The organism is Pseudomonas sp. USTB-Z, assembly GCF_019691255.1.
Taxonomy (GTDB): Bacteria; Pseudomonadota; Gammaproteobacteria; order Pseudomonadales; family Pseudomonadaceae; genus Aquipseudomonas; species Aquipseudomonas alloputida.
The window spans coordinates 197,648-215,139 of sequence record NZ_JAECZP010000008.1; the positions used below are offsets into that span (position 1 = coordinate 197,648).

At 60.4% G+C, this 17,492-nt stretch carries 23 protein-coding genes and 1 tRNA gene; 6 read left to right on the top strand and 18 right to left on the bottom strand.

Annotated elements, in window-relative coordinates; all coding sequences use genetic code 11:
- The 5 genes from I8746_RS12070 to I8746_RS12090 all read right to left on the bottom strand — a co-directional run bounded on the left by I8746_RS12070 (window position 1) and on the right by I8746_RS12090 (window position 4,704).
- A complete protein-coding gene (locus I8746_RS12070; protein ID WP_014756048.1) occupies window positions 1-1,425 on the bottom strand; it encodes a GGDEF domain-containing protein in 1,425 nt (474 codons plus the stop codon).
- Between the two features lie 137 nt (window positions 1,426-1,562).
- Window positions 1,563-3,392, bottom strand: a complete 1,830-nt coding sequence (locus tag I8746_RS12075) for an SLC13 family permease (RefSeq protein ID WP_221100720.1) — start codon at window positions 3,390-3,392, stop codon at window positions 1,563-1,565.
- Window positions 3,393-3,518: 126 nt separating this feature from the next.
- Window positions 3,519-3,911 (bottom strand): glycine zipper domain-containing protein, encoded by a 393-nt coding sequence (locus I8746_RS12080; protein WP_010954752.1) that lies wholly within the window; start codon window positions 3,909-3,911, stop codon window positions 3,519-3,521.
- Between the two features lie 73 nt (window positions 3,912-3,984).
- Window positions 3,985-4,170, bottom strand: a complete 186-nt coding sequence (locus I8746_RS12085) for a hypothetical protein (RefSeq protein WP_004577263.1) — start codon at window positions 4,168-4,170, stop codon at window positions 3,985-3,987.
- Between the two features lie 243 nt (window positions 4,171-4,413).
- Window positions 4,414-4,704 (bottom strand): RcnB family protein, encoded by a 291-nt coding sequence (locus tag I8746_RS12090; RefSeq protein WP_010954750.1) that lies wholly within the window; start codon window positions 4,702-4,704, stop codon window positions 4,414-4,416.
- A 117-nt stretch (window positions 4,705-4,821) separates the two neighbouring features.
- Here I8746_RS12090 and I8746_RS12095 point away from each other — a divergent pair, with 117 nt between their 5' ends.
- On the top strand, window positions 4,822-5,172 hold the full coding sequence (locus tag I8746_RS12095; RefSeq protein ID WP_012051882.1) for a hypothetical protein: 351 nt from the start codon (window positions 4,822-4,824) through the stop codon (window positions 5,170-5,172).
- Window positions 5,173-5,353: 181 nt separating this feature from the next.
- A complete protein-coding gene (locus I8746_RS12100) occupies window positions 5,354-6,175 on the top strand; it encodes a bifunctional 2-polyprenyl-6-hydroxyphenol methylase/3-demethylubiquinol 3-O-methyltransferase UbiG (RefSeq protein WP_003251085.1) in 822 nt (273 codons plus the stop codon).
- Here the strand turns inward: I8746_RS12100 and I8746_RS12105 are convergent, their stop codons facing one another.
- From I8746_RS12105 to I8746_RS12120, 4 genes are all read right to left on the bottom strand, one after another.
- Window positions 6,176-6,943: an SDR family oxidoreductase gene (locus I8746_RS12105; RefSeq protein WP_003251082.1), complete on the bottom strand. Its 768-nt coding sequence runs from the start codon at window positions 6,941-6,943 to the stop codon at window positions 6,176-6,178.
- 36 nt (window positions 6,944-6,979) lie between these two features.
- On the bottom strand, window positions 6,980-8,047 hold the full coding sequence (locus I8746_RS12110) for a phosphotransferase family protein (RefSeq protein WP_014756053.1): 1,068 nt from the start codon (window positions 8,045-8,047) through the stop codon (window positions 6,980-6,982).
- 183 nt (window positions 8,048-8,230) lie between these two features.
- Window positions 8,231-8,548: an SCP2 sterol-binding domain-containing protein gene (locus I8746_RS12115; protein WP_003251077.1), complete on the bottom strand. Its 318-nt coding sequence runs from the start codon at window positions 8,546-8,548 to the stop codon at window positions 8,231-8,233.
- 56 nt (window positions 8,549-8,604) lie between these two features.
- A complete protein-coding gene (locus tag I8746_RS12120; protein ID WP_221100721.1) occupies window positions 8,605-9,315 on the bottom strand; it encodes a histidine phosphatase family protein in 711 nt (236 codons plus the stop codon).
- 197 nt (window positions 9,316-9,512) lie between these two features.
- Between I8746_RS12120 and sohB the strand changes: the two genes are divergently transcribed.
- Window positions 9,513-10,532, top strand: a complete 1,020-nt coding sequence (gene sohB, locus I8746_RS12125) for a protease SohB (RefSeq protein WP_004577258.1) — start codon at window positions 9,513-9,515, stop codon at window positions 10,530-10,532.
- Window positions 10,533-10,686: 154 nt separating this feature from the next.
- A tRNA-Cys gene (locus tag I8746_RS12130) sits at window positions 10,687-10,760 on the top strand.
- A 100-nt stretch (window positions 10,761-10,860) separates the two neighbouring features.
- Here the strand turns inward: I8746_RS12130 and I8746_RS12135 are convergent.
- From I8746_RS12135 to I8746_RS12145, 3 genes are read right to left on the bottom strand one after another with little or no spacing between them, the layout of a single operon-like run.
- Window positions 10,861-11,910 carry a site-specific integrase gene (locus I8746_RS12135; RefSeq protein ID WP_041167305.1) on the bottom strand — a complete coding sequence of 350 codons (1,050 nt, stop codon included), beginning with the start codon at window positions 11,908-11,910 and terminating at the stop codon, window positions 10,861-10,863.
- Window position 11,911: 1 nt separating this feature from the next.
- Window positions 11,912-12,157, bottom strand: coding sequence for a DUF4224 domain-containing protein (locus I8746_RS12140; RefSeq protein WP_070096468.1), 246 nt, complete (start codon window positions 12,155-12,157; stop codon window positions 11,912-11,914).
- 39 nt (window positions 12,158-12,196) lie between these two features.
- Complete coding sequence (locus I8746_RS12145) at window positions 12,197-12,577, bottom strand: hypothetical protein (RefSeq protein ID WP_230623080.1); 381 nt, start codon at window positions 12,575-12,577, stop codon at window positions 12,197-12,199.
- Between the two features lie 154 nt (window positions 12,578-12,731).
- On the opposite strand from I8746_RS12145, the gene I8746_RS12150 reads away from it, so the two are divergent.
- Entirely contained in the window at window positions 12,732-13,391 is a 660-nt protein-coding gene (locus tag I8746_RS12150; RefSeq protein ID WP_196250026.1) for a DUF4145 domain-containing protein, read from the top strand.
- A 64-nt stretch (window positions 13,392-13,455) separates the two neighbouring features.
- Here the strand turns inward: I8746_RS12150 and I8746_RS12155 are convergent, their stop codons facing one another.
- The 6 genes from I8746_RS12155 to I8746_RS12180 all read right to left on the bottom strand — a co-directional run bounded on the left by I8746_RS12155 (window position 13,456) and on the right by I8746_RS12180 (window position 16,584).
- Window positions 13,456-13,866, bottom strand: a complete 411-nt coding sequence (locus tag I8746_RS12155; RefSeq protein ID WP_221100722.1) for a DUF2591 domain-containing protein — start codon at window positions 13,864-13,866, stop codon at window positions 13,456-13,458.
- Window positions 13,863-14,144: a hypothetical protein gene (locus I8746_RS12160; RefSeq protein ID WP_047604712.1), complete on the bottom strand. Its 282-nt coding sequence runs from the start codon at window positions 14,142-14,144 to the stop codon at window positions 13,863-13,865. The genes I8746_RS12155 and I8746_RS12160 overlap by 4 nt, the downstream gene beginning before the upstream one ends.
- Window positions 14,141-14,392 (bottom strand): hypothetical protein, encoded by a 252-nt coding sequence (locus I8746_RS12165; RefSeq protein WP_047604711.1) that lies wholly within the window; start codon window positions 14,390-14,392, stop codon window positions 14,141-14,143. The genes I8746_RS12160 and I8746_RS12165 overlap by 4 nt, the downstream gene beginning before the upstream one ends.
- Window positions 14,389-14,871 (bottom strand): hypothetical protein, encoded by a 483-nt coding sequence (locus tag I8746_RS12170; RefSeq protein ID WP_221100723.1) that lies wholly within the window; start codon window positions 14,869-14,871, stop codon window positions 14,389-14,391. Before I8746_RS12170 ends, I8746_RS12165 begins: the two co-directional genes overlap by 4 nt.
- 84 nt (window positions 14,872-14,955) lie before the next feature.
- Window positions 14,956-15,498: a Lar family restriction alleviation protein gene (locus tag I8746_RS12175; protein WP_052196251.1), complete on the bottom strand. Its 543-nt coding sequence runs from the start codon at window positions 15,496-15,498 to the stop codon at window positions 14,956-14,958.
- A gap of 162 nt (window positions 15,499-15,660) precedes the next feature.
- Complete coding sequence (locus tag I8746_RS12180) at window positions 15,661-16,584, bottom strand: DNA cytosine methyltransferase (RefSeq protein WP_047604709.1); 924 nt, start codon at window positions 16,582-16,584, stop codon at window positions 15,661-15,663.
- Between the two features lie 50 nt (window positions 16,585-16,634).
- On the opposite strand from I8746_RS12180, the gene I8746_RS12185 reads away from it, so the two are divergent.
- Window positions 16,635-17,300 (top strand): DUF2971 domain-containing protein, encoded by a 666-nt coding sequence (locus tag I8746_RS12185; protein ID WP_221100724.1) that lies wholly within the window; start codon window positions 16,635-16,637, stop codon window positions 17,298-17,300.
- The last annotated feature ends 192 nt before the right edge of the window (window positions 17,301-17,492 follow it).

The window sequence follows — 17,492 nt, forward strand, 5'->3', positions numbered from 1 at the left end:
TCAGATCACCAGGCGCTGTGCTTCGGCCTGTTCGACGCGGTTGCGGCCCCGGGCCTTGGCCCGGTACAGCGCCTGGTCGGCACTCGCCAGCAGTTCGTCGAGGCTGGGGGCCGGCATGTCTGCGTCGCAGCCTGCCACACCGATACTCACGGTAATCTGCAGGCGCTGGTCGGCCTGTACCACGTGCAGGTCTTGGATGGCGCGGCGCAGGCGTTCGGCGATGAAGTTGGCCCGCTCTGGCGCAAGTCCGGGCAGGATGACAACGAATTCTTCGCCACCCAGGCGTGCTATCAGCTCATCGTTGTGCAGCTGGTCCTGAAGGGTGCTGGCGAATTGGCGCAGCACCTGGTCACCGACTGCATGGCCGTGGGCATCGTTGATTGACTTGAAGTGGTCGATGTCCAGCATCATCAGGGTCAGGGGCAGCGCCTGGGCGTGCTGTTGGCGGCTCTCCAGCAGCGCGTTGGCGCGGCGTGTGAAGGCGCTGCGGGTGAGCACACCGGTGAGGTGATCGACGGTGGCCTGGTGCGCCAGGCGGGCCATGAGGCTACGATTGGCCTGGCTGACGCAGGCCACCACCAGCGGCCCGAGCACCAGCATGGCGATGCCCAGGCGCGCCGACATCAGCGTGGTAACCCCAGGTTCGCTCTGCGGCACGCTGAAATGCATGAGGTTTTGCGCCACAGCCACAATCAGCGTACTGCCGGCCGTGAGCGTCAGCAATGAAACCAGGAACGGTGAGTAGGTCCAGGCACACCACAGTAACGCGGCAATCGGGAAGGCAATGGCCCCAGGGCCACCAAAGGCGATGCTGAATGCCAGCGAGGCCAGCAGCACCAGCAACGGCGCCAGGCGGATGGGTTGCGCGCCGCCGCGCACCAAGGCCCGCACCGAGGGCGCTGTAAGCAGCACCGGCAGTACCAGCACACCGGTCGAGAACTGTTCGCTGAACCAGGCTAGCCAGGTGGCGCGCAACGACTGTTCGAACCACGGTGCGGCCATTACCGCTGCCATGCTGGCCGCCACCATGGCAGCGGCGGCGCAGGCAGCGAACACGCTAAGCACGCCACGCGGGCTGCGCATGCGCCGGTGCATGCGAGGCAAGCGCGACATCAGCTGCCAGAGGGTGACCACCACGCCAAGATTGCACAGGTTGAACCACAGAGCCGGCCCCCAGGCGCTGCCACACAGCAGGTCGGCCCCCACCATAGCCAGCCACACCAGGCAAAAGCCCGTAAACGTGGCTTGACGGGGGTAGCGCAGGAGTACGCCGGCCAGTACCGCATTCACTGGCCAGAACAGCGACAGCGATTCGATCGGGCGTGCCAGGATGCCGCCCAGGGTGAGGGCGAAGGTCACGCCAAGTACAACGACATAAGGCAACACGCGCGATTGGGCTGGAAAAACCATGAACTCGACCGGCAAGCGGAAACGAAATCCAGGACAACGCGATAGAGCACCTGGGACAATTACCCGCAGTGTGTTGGGTCAGGGTGGTTGATGTCAATCTGCCGCGATTGGCTGCGATAATGTCAAATTGCCTCTATTCCTGGCCGCTTTCCTCACAACCCGAAGAACCACGGCACCATCACGACGGTAACCAGCATCACCAGCACGGTGAACGGCACGCCAATCTTGACGAAGTCAGCAAAGCGGTATTGCCCCGGCCCAAGCACCAGCGTGTTGACCGGCGATGACACCGGCGTCATGAATGCCGCCGACGCGGCCAGCGCGACGGTCATGGCGAACGGGTAGGGCGACATGCCCAGCTGCGCTGCAGTGCTGACAGCCACCGGTGCCATCAGAACAGCGGTGGCGGTGTTGGAAATGAACAGCCCGATCACTGCGGTGACGGTGAACAGGCAGGCAAGAATGGCGCTGGGGCCGCCACCACCCAGCACGTTCACCAGCCCACCCACCGCCAGGTCGATGCCGCCGGTTTTCTGCAGCGCCTGGGCGAAGGGCAGCATGCCCACGATCAGCACCAGGCTTTGCCAGTGGATGGCGCGGTAGGCACTGTTCATGTCGATGCAACGGCCTGCGCCCATCAGCAGGCAGCCGATCAGCGCTGCAATGACATTGGGTACGGCGCCGCTGACCATTAGCCCGACCATTACCGCCAGGCTAAGCAACGCTTGCGGTGCGCGGGTGCGGGCTGGTGCGACCAGGTCGATCTCGGCGGGCAGGCTCAGGACCAGGAAGTCCTTGGGCTTGCTCTGCAACTGGCGTACCGCCTTCCACGGGCCGACCACCAGCAGGGTGTCGCCAAGGCGCAGCTTTTCTTCCACCAGTTGCTCTTCGATAGCGGCCTGATCGCGGCGCAGGCCGACCACGTTGAGACCATAGCGGGTGCGAAACGCCAGTTCGAGGATGCTCTTGCCGATCAACTGCGAGCCGGGTGGCAGCGAGACCTCAGCCATTCCCAAATCCTGGGACTGGTCGATGAAGTAGGCGGCCTTGAAGTGCAGCGGCTCCAGTTGCATGGTTTGGCACAGGCTGCGCAGGTCGTCATGCTTGGCGAACAGGTCGAGCAGCAGCACGTCGCCCTGATGCAACACGGTGCCCGAGTCGGCCGCGATCACGCGCGTGGTGAACTTGTGCTGGCGCTCGATACCGATCACGTTGGCGCCGTGTCTGGTGCGCAGTTTCAGCTCGCCAAGGTTGTGGCCGATCAGCGGCGACTGAGGGCGGATGCGCAGGCGTCGTTCACGGCCGTTGAGCTTGTAGTCCAGGACCAGGTCCAGCAAGGTGCGGCGGCTTTCCACCCGGCCGTCCTTGCGCACTTCACCGTTGAGCCAGTGGCGGGTCAGCAGCATGTACCCGATGCCCAGCACCAGCACCACCAGGCCAAACGGGGTAAAGCTGAAGAAGCTGAACCCTGCTTCGCCATGGCGTACCAGCTCGCTGTGCACCACCACGTTGGGCGGTGTGGCGACCAGGCTGAGCATGCCACTGATGAGACCGGCAAAAGCCAGTGGCATCATCAGGCGGCTGGGTGAGAGCTGCAGGCGCGCAGCGATGCTCAGCACCACTGGGATGAAAATGGCCACCACGCCGGTGGAGCTCATGATCGATCCCAGCCCGGCCACCGCCACCATCAGCAGTACCAGCAGGCGCGCCTCGCTATTGCCAGCCCGCTCGCTCATCCATTCGCCGATGCGATAGGCAATGCCGGTGCGGACCAAGCCTTCGCCAATCACGAACAGGGCGGCGATCAGCACCACGTTGGGGTCGCTGAACCCGGCCAGGGCCTGTTCCACGGTAAGGATGCCCAGTAGTGGCAGGGTGAGAATCACCAGCAGCGCGACCACGTCCATGCGTGGGCGGTTGATGACGAACAGGGTAATCACGATGGCCAGCAGGCCGAGGACCCAGAGCAACTCATGGTTCATGGGGAGGGGGTGTTCCTTCACACGGGGGCACGATAGACAGTAGCAGTCAGTGTGCCAGCTTGTCGTGAAGGGGGTGTTGATGTGCTGCAACAAAAAGGGCCGCTATGCGGCCCTCCGGTCACGGGGTCAGTGACGGTGGCGGTGGTGCTTCTTGCTGCCGCGGTTGTTGTCGCCCAGATGGTTGCCGAGGGCACCACCGGCCGCGCCGCCCAGGCCGGCACCCACGGTCGAACCGGTCTTGCCGCCTACTGCGCCGCCCAGCAGCGAGCCGCCGGCCGAGCCCAGGCCACCGCCGATGGCGGCTTCGGTACGGTTGCCTTTGCGCGCACCGACAGCGCTGCCGGCTGCGCCGCCAACGCCGGCACCGATGGCTGCGCCGGTCTTGCCGCCGAGCTGTTGACCAACAACGTTGCCCAGGACACCCCCCAGGCCACCGCCAATGGCGGCAGTACCGTCACCGGCGAAAGCGCCCTGGCACAGCAGCAGGCCGAGGGCAAGGGAAGGCAGAGTCAGACGCATGATACGAACCTCAAAGGAATCATCAGGATAAGTTGCCGCGCAACGGGCGGCAGGTCTGGGCTGAAAGGACGCTTCAGCGGTAGTAGCGGTCACCGCGGTATTGCCGATCGTCATCGTCGTCGCGGTCATGGCGGTGGTGGTGGCGATGGTCACGGTCGCGGTCACGCCAGCCGTCGTCATCATGGTAGCGATGGCTATGGCAACCTGCGGTCAGCAGAACAACAGCAACCAGAGAAAGGCTTGCAAGACGCGTGAGCACGATATAGGTCCTTGATCCGCATAGGTTTACGGGGCACCTTTTAAGACTGGGGCCGATCGATTTGGTTTCCTGGGCGGGCAAAAAAATTGTGCGTCCAGCGATCAGCGCCAATGCGCCCGCCTGCAACAGTGGGCTGTGGCGCTGACCGGCATCGACCAGCCCTGGCGTATCGACGCGTTCCAAGCGCACTTGGCCGGCGGCGAGGTGCTCTGCAATGGGTCGCCTTGGCCAGGGCATGTTGAATCAGGATGCCGGTTGAATCGCCAGCACCACGCCATTGGTGATCTGCACCAGCACGTAATGCTTGCCCATGCGCACCCAGTGGCTTTCCTTTTCCGGTTCGGGCAGGCCTTTGGCTTTCCAGTCCTGGATGGCCTGGTCATCGCGTTTGTACTGGTCGGGGGCCTTGTCGCCGACGTTCAGTTCACGGTTGTGGGTTTCGGGGGCGGTGATGCTTTCTTCGCTCGAGGGAGCGGCGCTGACGCTCAGAGGCAGGCAAGGCAGGGCGGCGAGTAGCAGATAGTGCAGTTTCATGATGCGTTCCTCGTGATGGCATGTTTTATCTGCGACAGCGGCAAGTGCGCGGCAATTCACTCTGGATGCCTGCCAGTGCTAGAGTCGCCTTCTTTTTTGCGACCCCGAGGATGGAACATGCGTGCGATTCTGCCGTTGGCTGCGGTGCTGATGCTGGCCGGTTGTGCTTCTGCGACCATGGAAACGGCGCGTGGCGGCAAGCCGACTGCGCAGCTCGACTCGCACAAGGCGCCAGAGCTGGTGGCCCAGTGCATCCAGTTCAGCTGGCAGGAAGAGAAGGTGTTCGGTGATGACGCCAGCGGCTACCTGGAGCCGCGCAAGCAGGGCGGGTTCACCGTGTTTACCCGTGAGGCCGAAGCGTTCGTGGACGTTTACCCGCAATCGGGCGGGACGCGTGTGGATTACTACGCGAAGCAGAACGACGGCGTGGCCCTGCAGCGCCGAGCTGCTGCTGCAACCTGCCTGTAACGGCTGGCGCCTGTACGGGCGCTATCGCCGCTTCTGCAAGGGCCTGTGCATTCAGGGCAGTGAGCAAGGCAGTTGTTGCCACAGCAGAGGCGCGCGGGCTTTACAATTTTTTTCAAGGCAGTGATGTCGCAGCGCGCGCGGTGACGGCTAGCATAAGGTGCTTCCACTCAAGGACGACACCATGGACCGTTCACTGCAACTCAACCGCATCAGCTGGGATGAGCGTGCCCCGTTGCACGCCGCTTCGAAGGACTACGAGGTCGAACGCCTGGTCCAGCAACACGGGCACTTGTCCGAAACCGTACGCTTCGACCTGCCATTGCTCGGTGACATCGACGGGCTCGATACGGTCCACTTGCAGTGCCACATCGGCACCGACACCCTGTCGCTGGCGCGCCTTGGCGCCAAGGTTTGCGGCCTGGATTATTCCAAGGCTTCGCTGGCCGAGGCACGGGCATTGGCCGAGCGATGCGCGCTGCCCATCCAGTATGTCGAGTCTGACGTCTATGCCGCCGACAAGGTACTGCCGGCGGGTACGTTCGACCTGGTCTACACCGGTATTGGCGCGCTCTGCTGGTTGCCCCGCATCGAGCCGTGGGCGCGCACCGTCGCGGCACTGCTGAAACCGGGCGGGCGGCTGTTCCTGCGCGACGGGCACCCGATGCTGATGGCTGTCAACGAAGATCATCAGGACCGCCTGCAGCTCGAATATCCGTATTTCGAGCACGAAGCGCCGACGGTGTGGCACACCGACCAGACCTACGTCGAAACCGATCAACGCCTGACCCACACCGAAACCCACGAATGGAACCACGGCCTGGGAGAAGTGATCACTGCCTTGCTGGCCCACGGCCTGCAGCTGACAGCACTGGTCGAGCACCAGAGCATCCCCTGGGAGGCGCTGCCGGGGCAGATGGTCAAGGGTGAAGACGGCGAATATCGCCTGCGCGAGCAGCCTGCACGCCTGCCCTTGAGTTACACCTTGGTCGCCGTCAAAGCCTGATCAGGACAGGAAGCCACCGTCGACATTGAGCGTGGTGCCGGTGGTGTAGCTGGAGGCATCGCTGGCCAGGTACAGCACCGCGCCCGCCATTTCCTTGGGGTCGGCCACGCGCTTGAGCGGGATCTGTTGCAAGGCGGCGTTGAGGATGGCTTCGTTCTTCACCAGTGCCGAAGCGAACTTGGTGTCGGTCAGCCCCGGCAGTAGCGCGTTGCAGCGAATACCGAAGGGTGCACACTCTTTGGCGAACACCTTGGTCATGTTGATGACCGCCGCCTTGGTCACCGAATAGATGCCTTGGAACAGCCCGGGCGAAACACCGTTGATCGACGCCACGTTGATGATGCTGCCGCCGCCGTTCTCGCGCATCAGCTTGCCAGCCTCCACCGACATGAAGAAGTAACCACGGATGTTCACGTCCACGGTCTTCTGGAACGCCCCTGGATCGGTGTCCAGCACATTGCAGAATTGCGGGTTGGTGGCTGCATTGTTGACCAGCACGTCCAGTCGCCCGAACTGTTCGCGAATGCCGGCGAACACCTGCTGAATCTGTTCCAGCTCACCAATGTGGCAGGCCACAGCCGTGGCCTTGCCGCCGGCGGCAATGATGGCGTCGGCCACCTGCTGGCACCCGTCAAGCTTGCGGCTGGAAACGATCACATGGGCCCCTTGCTGCGCGAGCAAGTGGGCGATGGCCTCGCCGATGCCTCGGCTGGCGCCGGAAACAAAGGCAATCTTGCCGTCGAGGTCGAACAGGTGGGTCTTGGACATGCTGTTTTCCTTGTTATCCGTCGTCGTGGGCTGTGCTCAGAGGCTGGACTTGGAAATGACCTGCAAGGTCATCTGTTCCAGCAAGCGGTTCATGTGAATGAACTGGGCGAAGCGCTTGTCCTGGGTCTGGCCATGGTAGTAGCGGTAGTAGATCTGCTGAACGATGCCTGCCAGGCGGAACAGGCCATAGCAATAGTAGTAATCGAAGTTGTCCAGGCGGATGCCGGCGCGCTCGGCGTAGTAATCGACGAACTGGCGACGGCTGAGCATGCCCGGCGCGTTGCTCGGCTGGCGGCGCATCAACTGCACTGGCGCCGGGTCGCCGGCTTCGATCCAGTAGGCCAGGCAGTTGCCCAGGTCCATGAGTGGGTCGCCCAGGGTGGCCATTTCCCAGTCCAGCACACCGATGATGCGCATGGGGTTGTCCGCGTCCAGGATGACGTTGTCGAACCGGTAGTCGTTGTGCACGATGCCTGGGCGCGGGTGGTCGGCGGGCATTTTTTCGTGCAGCCAGGCGGTTACCGTTTCCCAGCGTGGCGCATCCGGTGTCAGGGCTTTTTCATAACGGCTGGTCCAGCCCTCGATCTGGCGCTGCACGTAGCCCTCCGGCTTGCCCAGGTCGGCCAGGCCGCAGGCGGTGTAGTCCACCTGGTGCAGCTCGACCAAGCGGTCGATGAAGCTTTTGCACAGGGCTTCGGTCCGGCCAGCGTCCAGGTTAAGTTCGGCCGGGATGTCCGAGCGCAGGATGATGCCCTTGACCCGTTCCATCACATAGAACTCACCGCCGATCAGGCCGGTGTCGGTGCAGTGTGCGTAGGCCTTGGGGCAGTAGGGGAAGCCGCTGTTGAGCTGGTTGAGGATGCGGAACTCGCGGCCCATGTCGTGGGCCGACTTGGCCTTTTGACCGAAGGGGGGGCGACGCAGCACGAAGTCGCGGCCCGGGTAGCTGACCAGGTAGGTGAGGTTGGAGGCGCCGCCAGGAAACTGGCTGATGCTCGGCAGGCCGAGCAGGCCGGGGATATTGGCTTTGAAGTAAGGGTCGATGACGGCCGCGTCGAGTTCTTCGCCGGGGCGTACCTGGGTGGACTGGTCGGTGAGCGTCATGCGTCTTCCTTATTCTCGATAGCAAGTACTATTGGGTAATCTAATGGTCCGCCAGGGTTGGAACAATCGTCCCATGTGCCAAATAGGTGAGGGTGTTGCTGGTGGATCACTGCACCGAATGCAGGGCAAAAAAAACCGAAGCCGTCAGGCTTCGGTTTTTCGATCATCCGGTATTCCCAGCCCTCAGGACGGGAACAGCTCGCTGAGTTTCATCGACAGCATCATGTCGCCCTCAACCCGCAGCTTGCCGCCCATGAAGGCCTGCATGCCGTCGGTTTCGCCGCTGACGATACCCTTCAGGGTTTCGGCGTCCATCACCAGGGTGCAGTTGGCATCCGGGTTTTCGCCTTCCTGCAGGTCGCAGGTGCCGTCCTTGACGATCAGCGCGTAGTGCTTGTCTTCGTCGGTGATGTTGAAGCCGAACACCAGGTCCAGGCCGGCGGCAGCGGATGGGTTGAATTTCTCTTGCATCTTTTTGACGGCATCAGCTACGGAGGTCATGGCGCATTCCTTATAGAGTGATTTACACGTCCCCGCAGGGACACAACAAGCCGGGCTTATCGGTAAGTGACAAGCTCCGGCGCCCTCAACAGCTGCACATGGGCCTGGCTGTTGAAGGAGGCCAGTGCCACGTCGCGGCCGCGAAACTTCAGCTGGCTGAGCGACGTGTTGATGATCTGCCAGTTCAGCGCGAACGCCTGGCTGGGGGTAATACCGGTAACCAGGTGGAGCAGGGCGGCAATGGTGCCACCCGAGGTGAAGATAGCAACATGATCGCCGCTGCCGGCGGTATCCAGCACGCGTTGCAGCCCACCTTGTACGCGGGATGTAAACGAATGCCAGGTTTCCAGGCCATTATCGGCATGCTCGCCATCGTGCCAGCGCTGCACCATCAACGCGAACAGACGCTGAAACTCGCTGCGGTGCTGCGCAGCATTGCGCAGCACATGCAGGGCATCGGGCTCTTCGGGCAGCAGGTCGGGCAACAGGGCGCGGATCACACCGTCGGCATCGAACTCATTGAATGCGGCGTCGGTCTCAACCGCCGGCACCGGGCAGCCGTTGGCGTGCAGCGCCTGCAGCGCCAGCCGTGCGGTATCCTGCTGGCGGCGCAGGTCGCCAGCCATGCAGCGGTCCAGCCGCACGCCCAACTGGGCCAGGTGTTCACCCAGGGCCTGGCTCTGGCGCACGCCCACGGGCGAGAGGACGTCGTAGTCATCGGCACCGAAGGAGGCTTGGCCATGTCGAATCAGGTAGAGATTGCCCACGAAAGGTTCCGGCCTGTTGGAGGTTGCTGCGAGGTTAGGATGCGGCTCACGGGCTGTCAACGAAAAAACATACAAGCGTTTGAAAAGGTTGTTTGAAAGGTGTTGCCAGCGTTTACACCGGCTGGCAGCACCACAGGCGCAACGGTATGCTTGCAACAGTGACGCGCCGTAGTGGCGCAGGTATTTAAGGAGTCAACGTGGAGTTTCTTGCCGAATACGCAAGCTTTCTCGCCAAAACCGCCACCCTGGTCATCGCCATATTGGTGGTGCTTTCGGCGATCGCCGGGCTGCGTGGCAAAGGTCGGCGCAAATCGGGCGGGCAATTACAGGTCACCCGGCTGAACGATTTTTACAAGGACCTGCGTGAGCGCCTGGAGTCCGGCTTGCTCGACAAGGCCCAGCTCAAGGCCCTGCGCAAGCAGCAGGCCAAGGCGGAAAAACAGCAGAAGAAGGGCAAGGCCGAGGACAAGAGCCGGGTATTCGTACTGGACTTCGATGGCGACATCAAAGCCTCAGCCACCGAAAGCCTGCGCAACGAAATCACTGCGCTGCTGACGCTCGCCACCGCGCGTGACGAAGTGGTACTGCGCCTGGAAAGCGGCGGTGGCCTGGTGCACAGTTACGGCTTGGCTGCGTCGCAACTGGCGCGTATTCGCCAGGCGGGCATCCCGTTGACCGTGTGTATCGACAAGGTGGCTGCCAGCGGTGGGTACATGATGGCCTGCATCGGCGAGAAGATCGTCAGTGCCCCATTCGCCGTACTGGGGTCTATTGGCGTGGTGGCGCAGTTGCCCAACGTCAACCGCCTGCTGAAAAAACACGACATCGACTTCGAAGTGCTGACTGCTGGCGAATACAAGCGCACCCTGACCGTCTTTGGCGAAAACACCGAGAAGGGCCGGGAGAAGTTCCAGGAAGACCTGGACATCACTCACCAGTTGTTCAAGGATTTCGTTTCCCGCTATCGTCCGCAGTTGCACATCGATGAAGTGGCCACTGGCGAAGTCTGGCTGGGCGTGGCCGCCTTGAATCGCAAGCTGGTTGACGAGTTGCAGACCAGTGACGAGTACCTGAGCGAGCGCGCACGCAACGCCAACCTGTTCCACCTGCACTATGCCGAACGCAAGAGCCTGCAGGAGCGGATTGGCATGGCCGCCAGCGGTACCGTGGAGAACGCGGTGGTGGGCTTGTGGAGTAAACTCAGCCGCCTGCGCTAACACCTTGAACCCGTTGAAATTTTTTTTCGTTCAGGGGGTTGCAAGGTTAAAAGAATGAAGACATAATGGCGCCCATCGAAACGCAGCAAACTTTGAAAAAGGTTCAGCGTTTCAAGGAGATAGCAAAGCGCAAGCAGCTAGATCCGACCTTTGAGGCCGAGTAGCAAAGTGGTTATGCTCCGGATTGCAAATCCGTCTACGCCGGTTCGATTCCGACCTCGGCCTCCACCATTCGAAAGCCCCGCAGATTAACGTCTGCGGGGCTTTTCTTTGTACGCCAGAAAATGCCGAAGTCCCAAAACAAATTGCAACCAGTCCCAAAACTTCCTCATTTTGAAGGCTTGGCAATGGCCCCGACGCGCCGGTAAACGCGCTCGGTGATTCCCTCTTTCGAGTGCCCCAGCAGCACGCTCGCATCGCTCAGGTCGTTGATTTCCGAGGCAGCCTTCGGTCGGATATCGCGGAACTGAAACTGGGCGATTCGGTTGGCGAGGTCTGGCTTTTTCTCGACTTCAGCTTTTACCCTTGCGCTCTCGCGGGCGTCTGCCCACCGGTTGCGTAACATTGGCCAACTCATGCGTTTGCCGTGCTCGTTGAGGATGAAGAACGGCGACAGGTGCTCGCTGGTCCTGCGCATGATTCGCTCGAGCAGCTGGCCCAGACTGTTCTTCACCCCGTCCACTTCCAAGACGATCCTCAATCTCTTGCCGGTCTTGCCTTGGCTGACCATCAGGTAGATCCCCTCCACATCGTCCTTTCGCATGGACAGCACATCTGACGGTCGCTGGCCAGTCAGGTACGCCAGGTCCATCGCATCCTTGAGCTCCGGTGGAGCTTCCTCATATACCGCCTGCCACACCGTCTCGTTGGCATAGAAGTCGCGCGGCTTTTCCTTGTTCTTCCTCACGCCCAGGCACGGGTTGTCCCTGGTAGTGAGGCCCCATTCCCTTGCTGTGTTGAACACATGGGAGAGCAGGGCGATCTCCCTGTTTGCCCTGGTCTTGGCCGACCGCGAATCGCGGTACTGCGCGATCATCGCCGGCGTGATGGCATCGATTGGCGCCGAGTCGAACACGGTTCGCAGCTGCTTGAGCTCGTAGATGTTGTCCTTTTGGGTTCTGGCGGCCTTGCCCGGGATGATCTTCAGCAAGTACTCGTCGAAGATTCCCTTCATTGTGGTCAGCTCTTTCGGTACCGACTTGGCCTCCAGTTCCGCCCACTTCAGTTTGGCCTTCACCAAGTCATTGCCGAGGAAAATGTCCTTGCCTGACTTGTCTCTGTAGTACAGCGCCTCCCACACCTTGCCGTTGGCTTTTTGTCTCTTGCGGCGATACATACCTGGTGGCAGGTCGCGATTCTCGGTCTTCCGTGGGCGCATTTCACTTCACTCGGGAAAAATCAGGGGTCCAGGCTGGCGCCGGTGGCGGGGCTGCAGTAACTGGAACGGTGTCGATCACTACGCCGCTGAGCTTCTGGCGGGCGTATTGGCGGCCTACTAGTGGCCGGCCGCCGCGGCTCTCGACAAAGTGCCAACCTTTTTCAGTGAGCCAGCGGCGCTGCCACGCCCGGGGTTTGTAGCCGGTGATCGCCACCAGCTCTTCGTCCGAAAGGATCTCGGTTTCCATGGGATGGTCTCCACGCCGCCGGTGGCGGCAGGTTGGTGGTCAGGCCTTGGCCGGGAACCACTCGTTGCCATATTCGAACTGGCTGACCAGCTCTACAGAGAGGTGCGGAATCTCGCGCTCGAAGCGAAGCGTGCCGTAGTGACGTTCGACGAAAGCCTTCGCCTCCTCGATGAAGTGCTCCTTGAAGATTCGCACCAGGTGGTCGGCTGCCTTCTCGTAGTCCTCTTCGCGGTAGTTACCCTCGACCAGGCCGCCCCGACAGACTTGCCACACGCAGCGTTTCGGCTGGGCCTCGGCCGCCTGGATCTTCAAGGCCATCTGGTCGCGGGCGTAGCGCAACTGATCCAAGGTCAGTGTTTCCACCCACTTGTCGGTGCCGATCCGCATCGTGTGGCCGTGCTCGCACTTAATTTCAGGCATGGGGATTCCTCGCCCGCGCATGTCGGCGGGCTTGAGCTATGAGTAGTGATACCGATCGTGATTCAAGTTGTCATCGGCAAGATGGAGATGGTTTTTTGAGGCTGGATGTTTGCTTTAGGCGGGGCTAAGATTGCTCGTCAAAAAGGAAATGTATATGTCAAAAAGTAACGTGGCTCCTGAATATAGATCGCCCAGCTTCAATTGTCCGCACTGTGGAGCGTTTTCGGCAATGAAGTGGAGTAATTTGCTTTTAGATCCTAATACCTACTCCATAGTTAGTTTGTCAGAGTGTCATGCTTGCAAACGCTCTGGTGTTTGGGTCGATGAGGGGAAAAGAGATGGTGACCGGATGGTTAGTCTTGGTAGGGTGTTGAGCCCGAAAGATGAGTTAGTGTATCCGCATGTATGTTTGGCACCATTGGCTGAACCAGATATGCCTGAGGTAATTAAATCCGATTTTGAAGAAGCCCGGAAAGTCTTTGGCGCCTCACCAAGAGCATCGGCAGCCTTGTTGAGGCTGTGCGTACAGAAGCTATGCCATGAGTTGCTAGGTAAAAAGGGGGATATACACACGCAGATTGGCGAGCTTGTAGATAAAGGACTTCCACCAAGGGTTTTGAAGGCTTTTGACACGATTCGAATTTTTGGTAACGAATCAGTGCATCCCGGCACTATTAATCTGGGCGATACTCCTGATGTCGCTTTATCATTGTTTGGGCTTCTGAATATGGCTGTAAGACATTGCATCACGGAGGAGCGGGAGCTTGAAAGTATTCGCGCGTTAACGCCGTCGTCTAAGCGTCGTGATTTCTAGGGATAGAAGTACCCGCCTGCTTTTTAGTGTGACAAGTCTAAATCCTTCAGTTGCGCCATATTCGTCATGATAAAAGCTGGCATATGATCAACTCCTTGGGCACCGGGACGGTATCGCCGAGCTTGTGAGCGACTATGGCGCGGCAGGTGGCGAGCAGGGCAGTGTCACCGGCCTGGCAAAACTCCCCCTTGTCGGTGATCACCCAGCCAGCCCAAACATCGTCGGTGCTCTGCGGGCAATGCAGGCTGACCATGTGCTCCTCGATCAGCGGCCCTCCCAGAGCCCAGTCCTCCCACGGGTTGAACCGCTTGATGTGCTCGATGGCCTCGCCCCGGTACCGGGCGAACACCCGCCATGGCACGCCGTTGTACCCGGGAGGTTCCAGGTACAGGTCAAGCCCTTCGGCCTTGCCCACGGCCCAGCCCAGGGCCTCGCCCTGCAGATCGCAGGACTTCACTTCGATCAGGTCGGTCATGGCTGCACCTGCGCCGGGTAGGGCGGTTGGGTCGAGATGGAAAACGAGCCGATCAGCGGAAGCCGCGCCCAGGCGCCAAAGTGGCCATGACCAACGAAGTACCTCGTACCTGCTGTCATGGATGGTCCGAAGGCCGGAAGGCACAGCACCTTCTTTGGCTTGCGCCACCAGACCGCCCAGCGCCAGTAGCCACATTTCAGTGCCCAGCTGGCGACAACGGCCTCATCTTTGCCGCCGTAGCACCATTTCAGCCCGAGGAATAGTTTTCCAATCTTCACAGCTGATACCTCTCATCAATCCAGCGCCCAGGCGCCAGTGCGGGTGTAGGTTCGGGTTGTGTTTCGTGCGGGGAGAGCTGGGGCTCGTTGCTGGCCTGCAGCTGGCTGTCGGGGATGCAGCTGATGCCGACCCCGTTGAGCAGGTAGCAGGTGACGCCGCGCTGGCTGTCGTGCTGCACGTCGATGACGTTCTCGGTTGCGCTGGCGCCGGTGGCCAGCAGCAGGAGGCAGAGGGCGAGGCGGGTCATGGCTGAGCCGCCGTAAACTCAACCAGCGTCGTGCTTCCTTCCTCCGGATATTCATCGGTCGCGATGTGCAGCCCGTGGACTTTGTTCCCATCGTCGTCCAGCACGTAGCCGACCCACAGCCGGCCATCGGTGTACTGCCCGAACTGGCCACCTTCTTCCTGGTCGGTGTCGCCGCAGTGGAAATTGATGACGCCGATGACGTCCTTGCTGAGCAACATGCTTTGCGGCACCAAAGCGAAGCCGTCCGGCACGCGGGGCTGCTGCAGCATTTGGCGCAAGTTGCGTACCTCTTCGATCAGGGACAGAGCTACAGCCGGGTCGGCCAGGACCATGTAACGCTCATCGGTTCCCAGCAGGTCCGCGTCTTCGATCATTCCCTTCCAGCCGTGGGAGCGGATCACATCCTCGGCAGCGGCCTTGGCGGCGATATGCAGGGCTTCCAGATCGATGGAGTCGAGAGCAGTTTTTTCTACAGGCACGGTCGTTCCTTGGCCGCCATATCGCGGCAGTGAATAGAGGGGAGAGGGGTTACAGCTGGGTGGAGTACTTTTGTACTCCGAATGTCATGATGGCTTGCATGTGACGTTCGGCTGGAGAGCAAGACCCTTCACGGCCTCGCTGTAGATGAATTTGATCTGTTCCCATGGGATGGTGTAGCGCTGCGCGTATTCGCCCTCACCGTCGCAGATCTCGCAGCCAACTACAGGCTCGTCCAGTTCCAGGCATTCGGGGCACTCGCGCGTGACCTCCAGCTTGAACTCGCCAAGCAGCAGCGCTTTGGCTCCGTTCTCGGCAGTGAGTCGCCTAGGCATGAGGCAGTAACCCTCGGGGATCGATACAGCCGGCGCGCCCTGGTGCTGCTCGGCTCTCGCATTCCACAGCTCGACAGCCTTGTCGCGGCCTGGCTGCTCCTCGCCTTCATCCTGCGCCACGCCCACTGGCCCACGGGCCAGACAGGCTTCATGCGGTCCGGTCAGGCCTTGGCAGATCACCACTGAGGCATCGCTGTCTAGGCGCTCGATGAGGAAGTCCTGCTGGCCACAAAAGGGGCACGGCAGTAGTTCGCTGACCATCTCTGTGTTGCTGGATCGGTTTTCTGTGGGCATGGGGGTACCTTGCATATCAGTCGAAAAATGGTGAAACTGGCGTCGGTATTCTTCGGCTCACCACGTCTATTTGGTGAGCAGCAATGACCCTCCTCCAGATCCTCAAAATTTTCTTGCTTATTGCGCAGCTCGCTCACGAGCTGGTGCGGCTGTTTAACGACTTCAGGCCGCTGCCATGAGCGCTTCGATAACTCGCTGCCCCGCCAGAGGCGGCACCGCGTTGCCGGCCATGTGCATGGTCAATCGGTGGCTGTCCGGGCGCAGGGTGTTAGCTGGGAACGACATAGCGGCCAGGGCCTCGCTGGCGCTGAGCATCCGCATGCGGTCGCCGTCGACCAAGGCCCAGCGATCCAGGGTGGTGATGGTGCCGATCGGTCGGTTGATGTCCCGGCCGGTGGTGCCGGAGCCTTTGCCGTAGTAGGGCATGATGAACCGGTCGCCGAAGCGCTGGCGGCCGTTGCGTACCCGGTCAAGCGTGGCCTGGGCCCGGCCTGGCTTTTCGATCTGCGACCAGCGCCCGGAGGCGAAGTCGAGGAAGCTGGCGGCTGGCACATGCCGTTCTTTGGGCAGTTGCAGCATCAGCGGCGCCTTGCTGCGGGTCAGGACCATGAACAGGCGCACCCGGTGCTGCGGTACTCCTAGGTCGGCGCAGTCGACGATGTGTGGCGCTGCCTGATATCCCAGCGCCTGCACCGCTTGCAGCCAGGCCGGGTAGAGCACCCAGTCGGTGAACTCAGGCACGTTCTCGATCACTGCCGCTTGTGGCCGGTGAAACTCCAGTGCCGATACCGGTGCCCAGGCAGTGGAGCGCGACGCGTCATGCTCGGGGTTGCCCGACTTCTTGCCTCGGGCCTTCGCATGGCCCTGGCAGCAGGGTGAGGCAAGAAGGATGTCGTGAGCCGGCACCTGCTCCCAGCGCGCCTGGTGCAGGTCTTGGCAGACGTGAAGCGTGTCGGGGTGGTTGGCGCTGTGCCATTCAACGGCTACCGGCCAGTGGTTTGCTGCCCAGAGAACCTGGACGCCTGCGGCGCGCGCGCCGGTGCTCCATCCGCCGAGGCCGGCGAATAGGTCGATTGCTGTGGGCATGATGGATCCTGATGGGTATAGTTGTAGAATTTCGTTTAAGGGTTTGATTAATGGATGAGAGTGATGTTGTTCGGGTGTATCATTTTTGCAATAAAGAATATGGTCTGAAAAATATAAAAAATCGTCGAATTAAAATTGCCAGGGTGATGGAGTTAAACGATCCTTTTGAACTGTTGGCCTATGACTTGAAAGATAAGCAATTAAGGCTTCACATAGGAAGACTGAAAGCTTCATTTGCGAGCGAATATGGGTTCATATGTTTTAGCAGGTCCTTTAGAAGCCCGGTCCAATGGGCGCATTATGGTGATAGGCACAAAGGAATCTGTCTGGGTTTTGATATCGATAAATCAGCTCTCCATGAGGTGAGTTATACGGGAGGGCGCAAGAAGTTTGATGGTAACGATCTGTTAAGCCAAGAAAAAGGATTTGAATGGTTGCTAGGCCTCTTGACTACAAAGCACAGAAGCTGGAGCTATGAGAAAGAAGAGCGTCTTGTGAAGAGGCTTGGTTTTTGTGATAAAGAAGGTGATTTGTATTTTTCTAAGTTTGGAGGTGCTGTAAAACTTCGTCAAGTAATTATCGGATGTGAGTCCGATGCGTCTAGCGCAGAAGTGCGTGACGTGCTAGGCGAAGAGCTCGCTGAAGTTTCCATCTTTAAAGTTCGTCCTGCATTTTCAAAATTTGAAATGGTGAGAAATAAAAGCCTTATACTGTAAATACGTTGCTCTAGTTTGCTATCGAGAGAGCGATGTCGATGTGCTGTCCTCGGCAGACCAGATCATATGGGAATCTAAGTTGCTGATCACGCGGCGCCCGACCTCGGCCGGCACATCGTAGGTACGGCGAACGTAGTCGCAGTTGTAGTTACTCATGGCAATCACCATTGCATGCGCCGCCCTCGCCGGGGA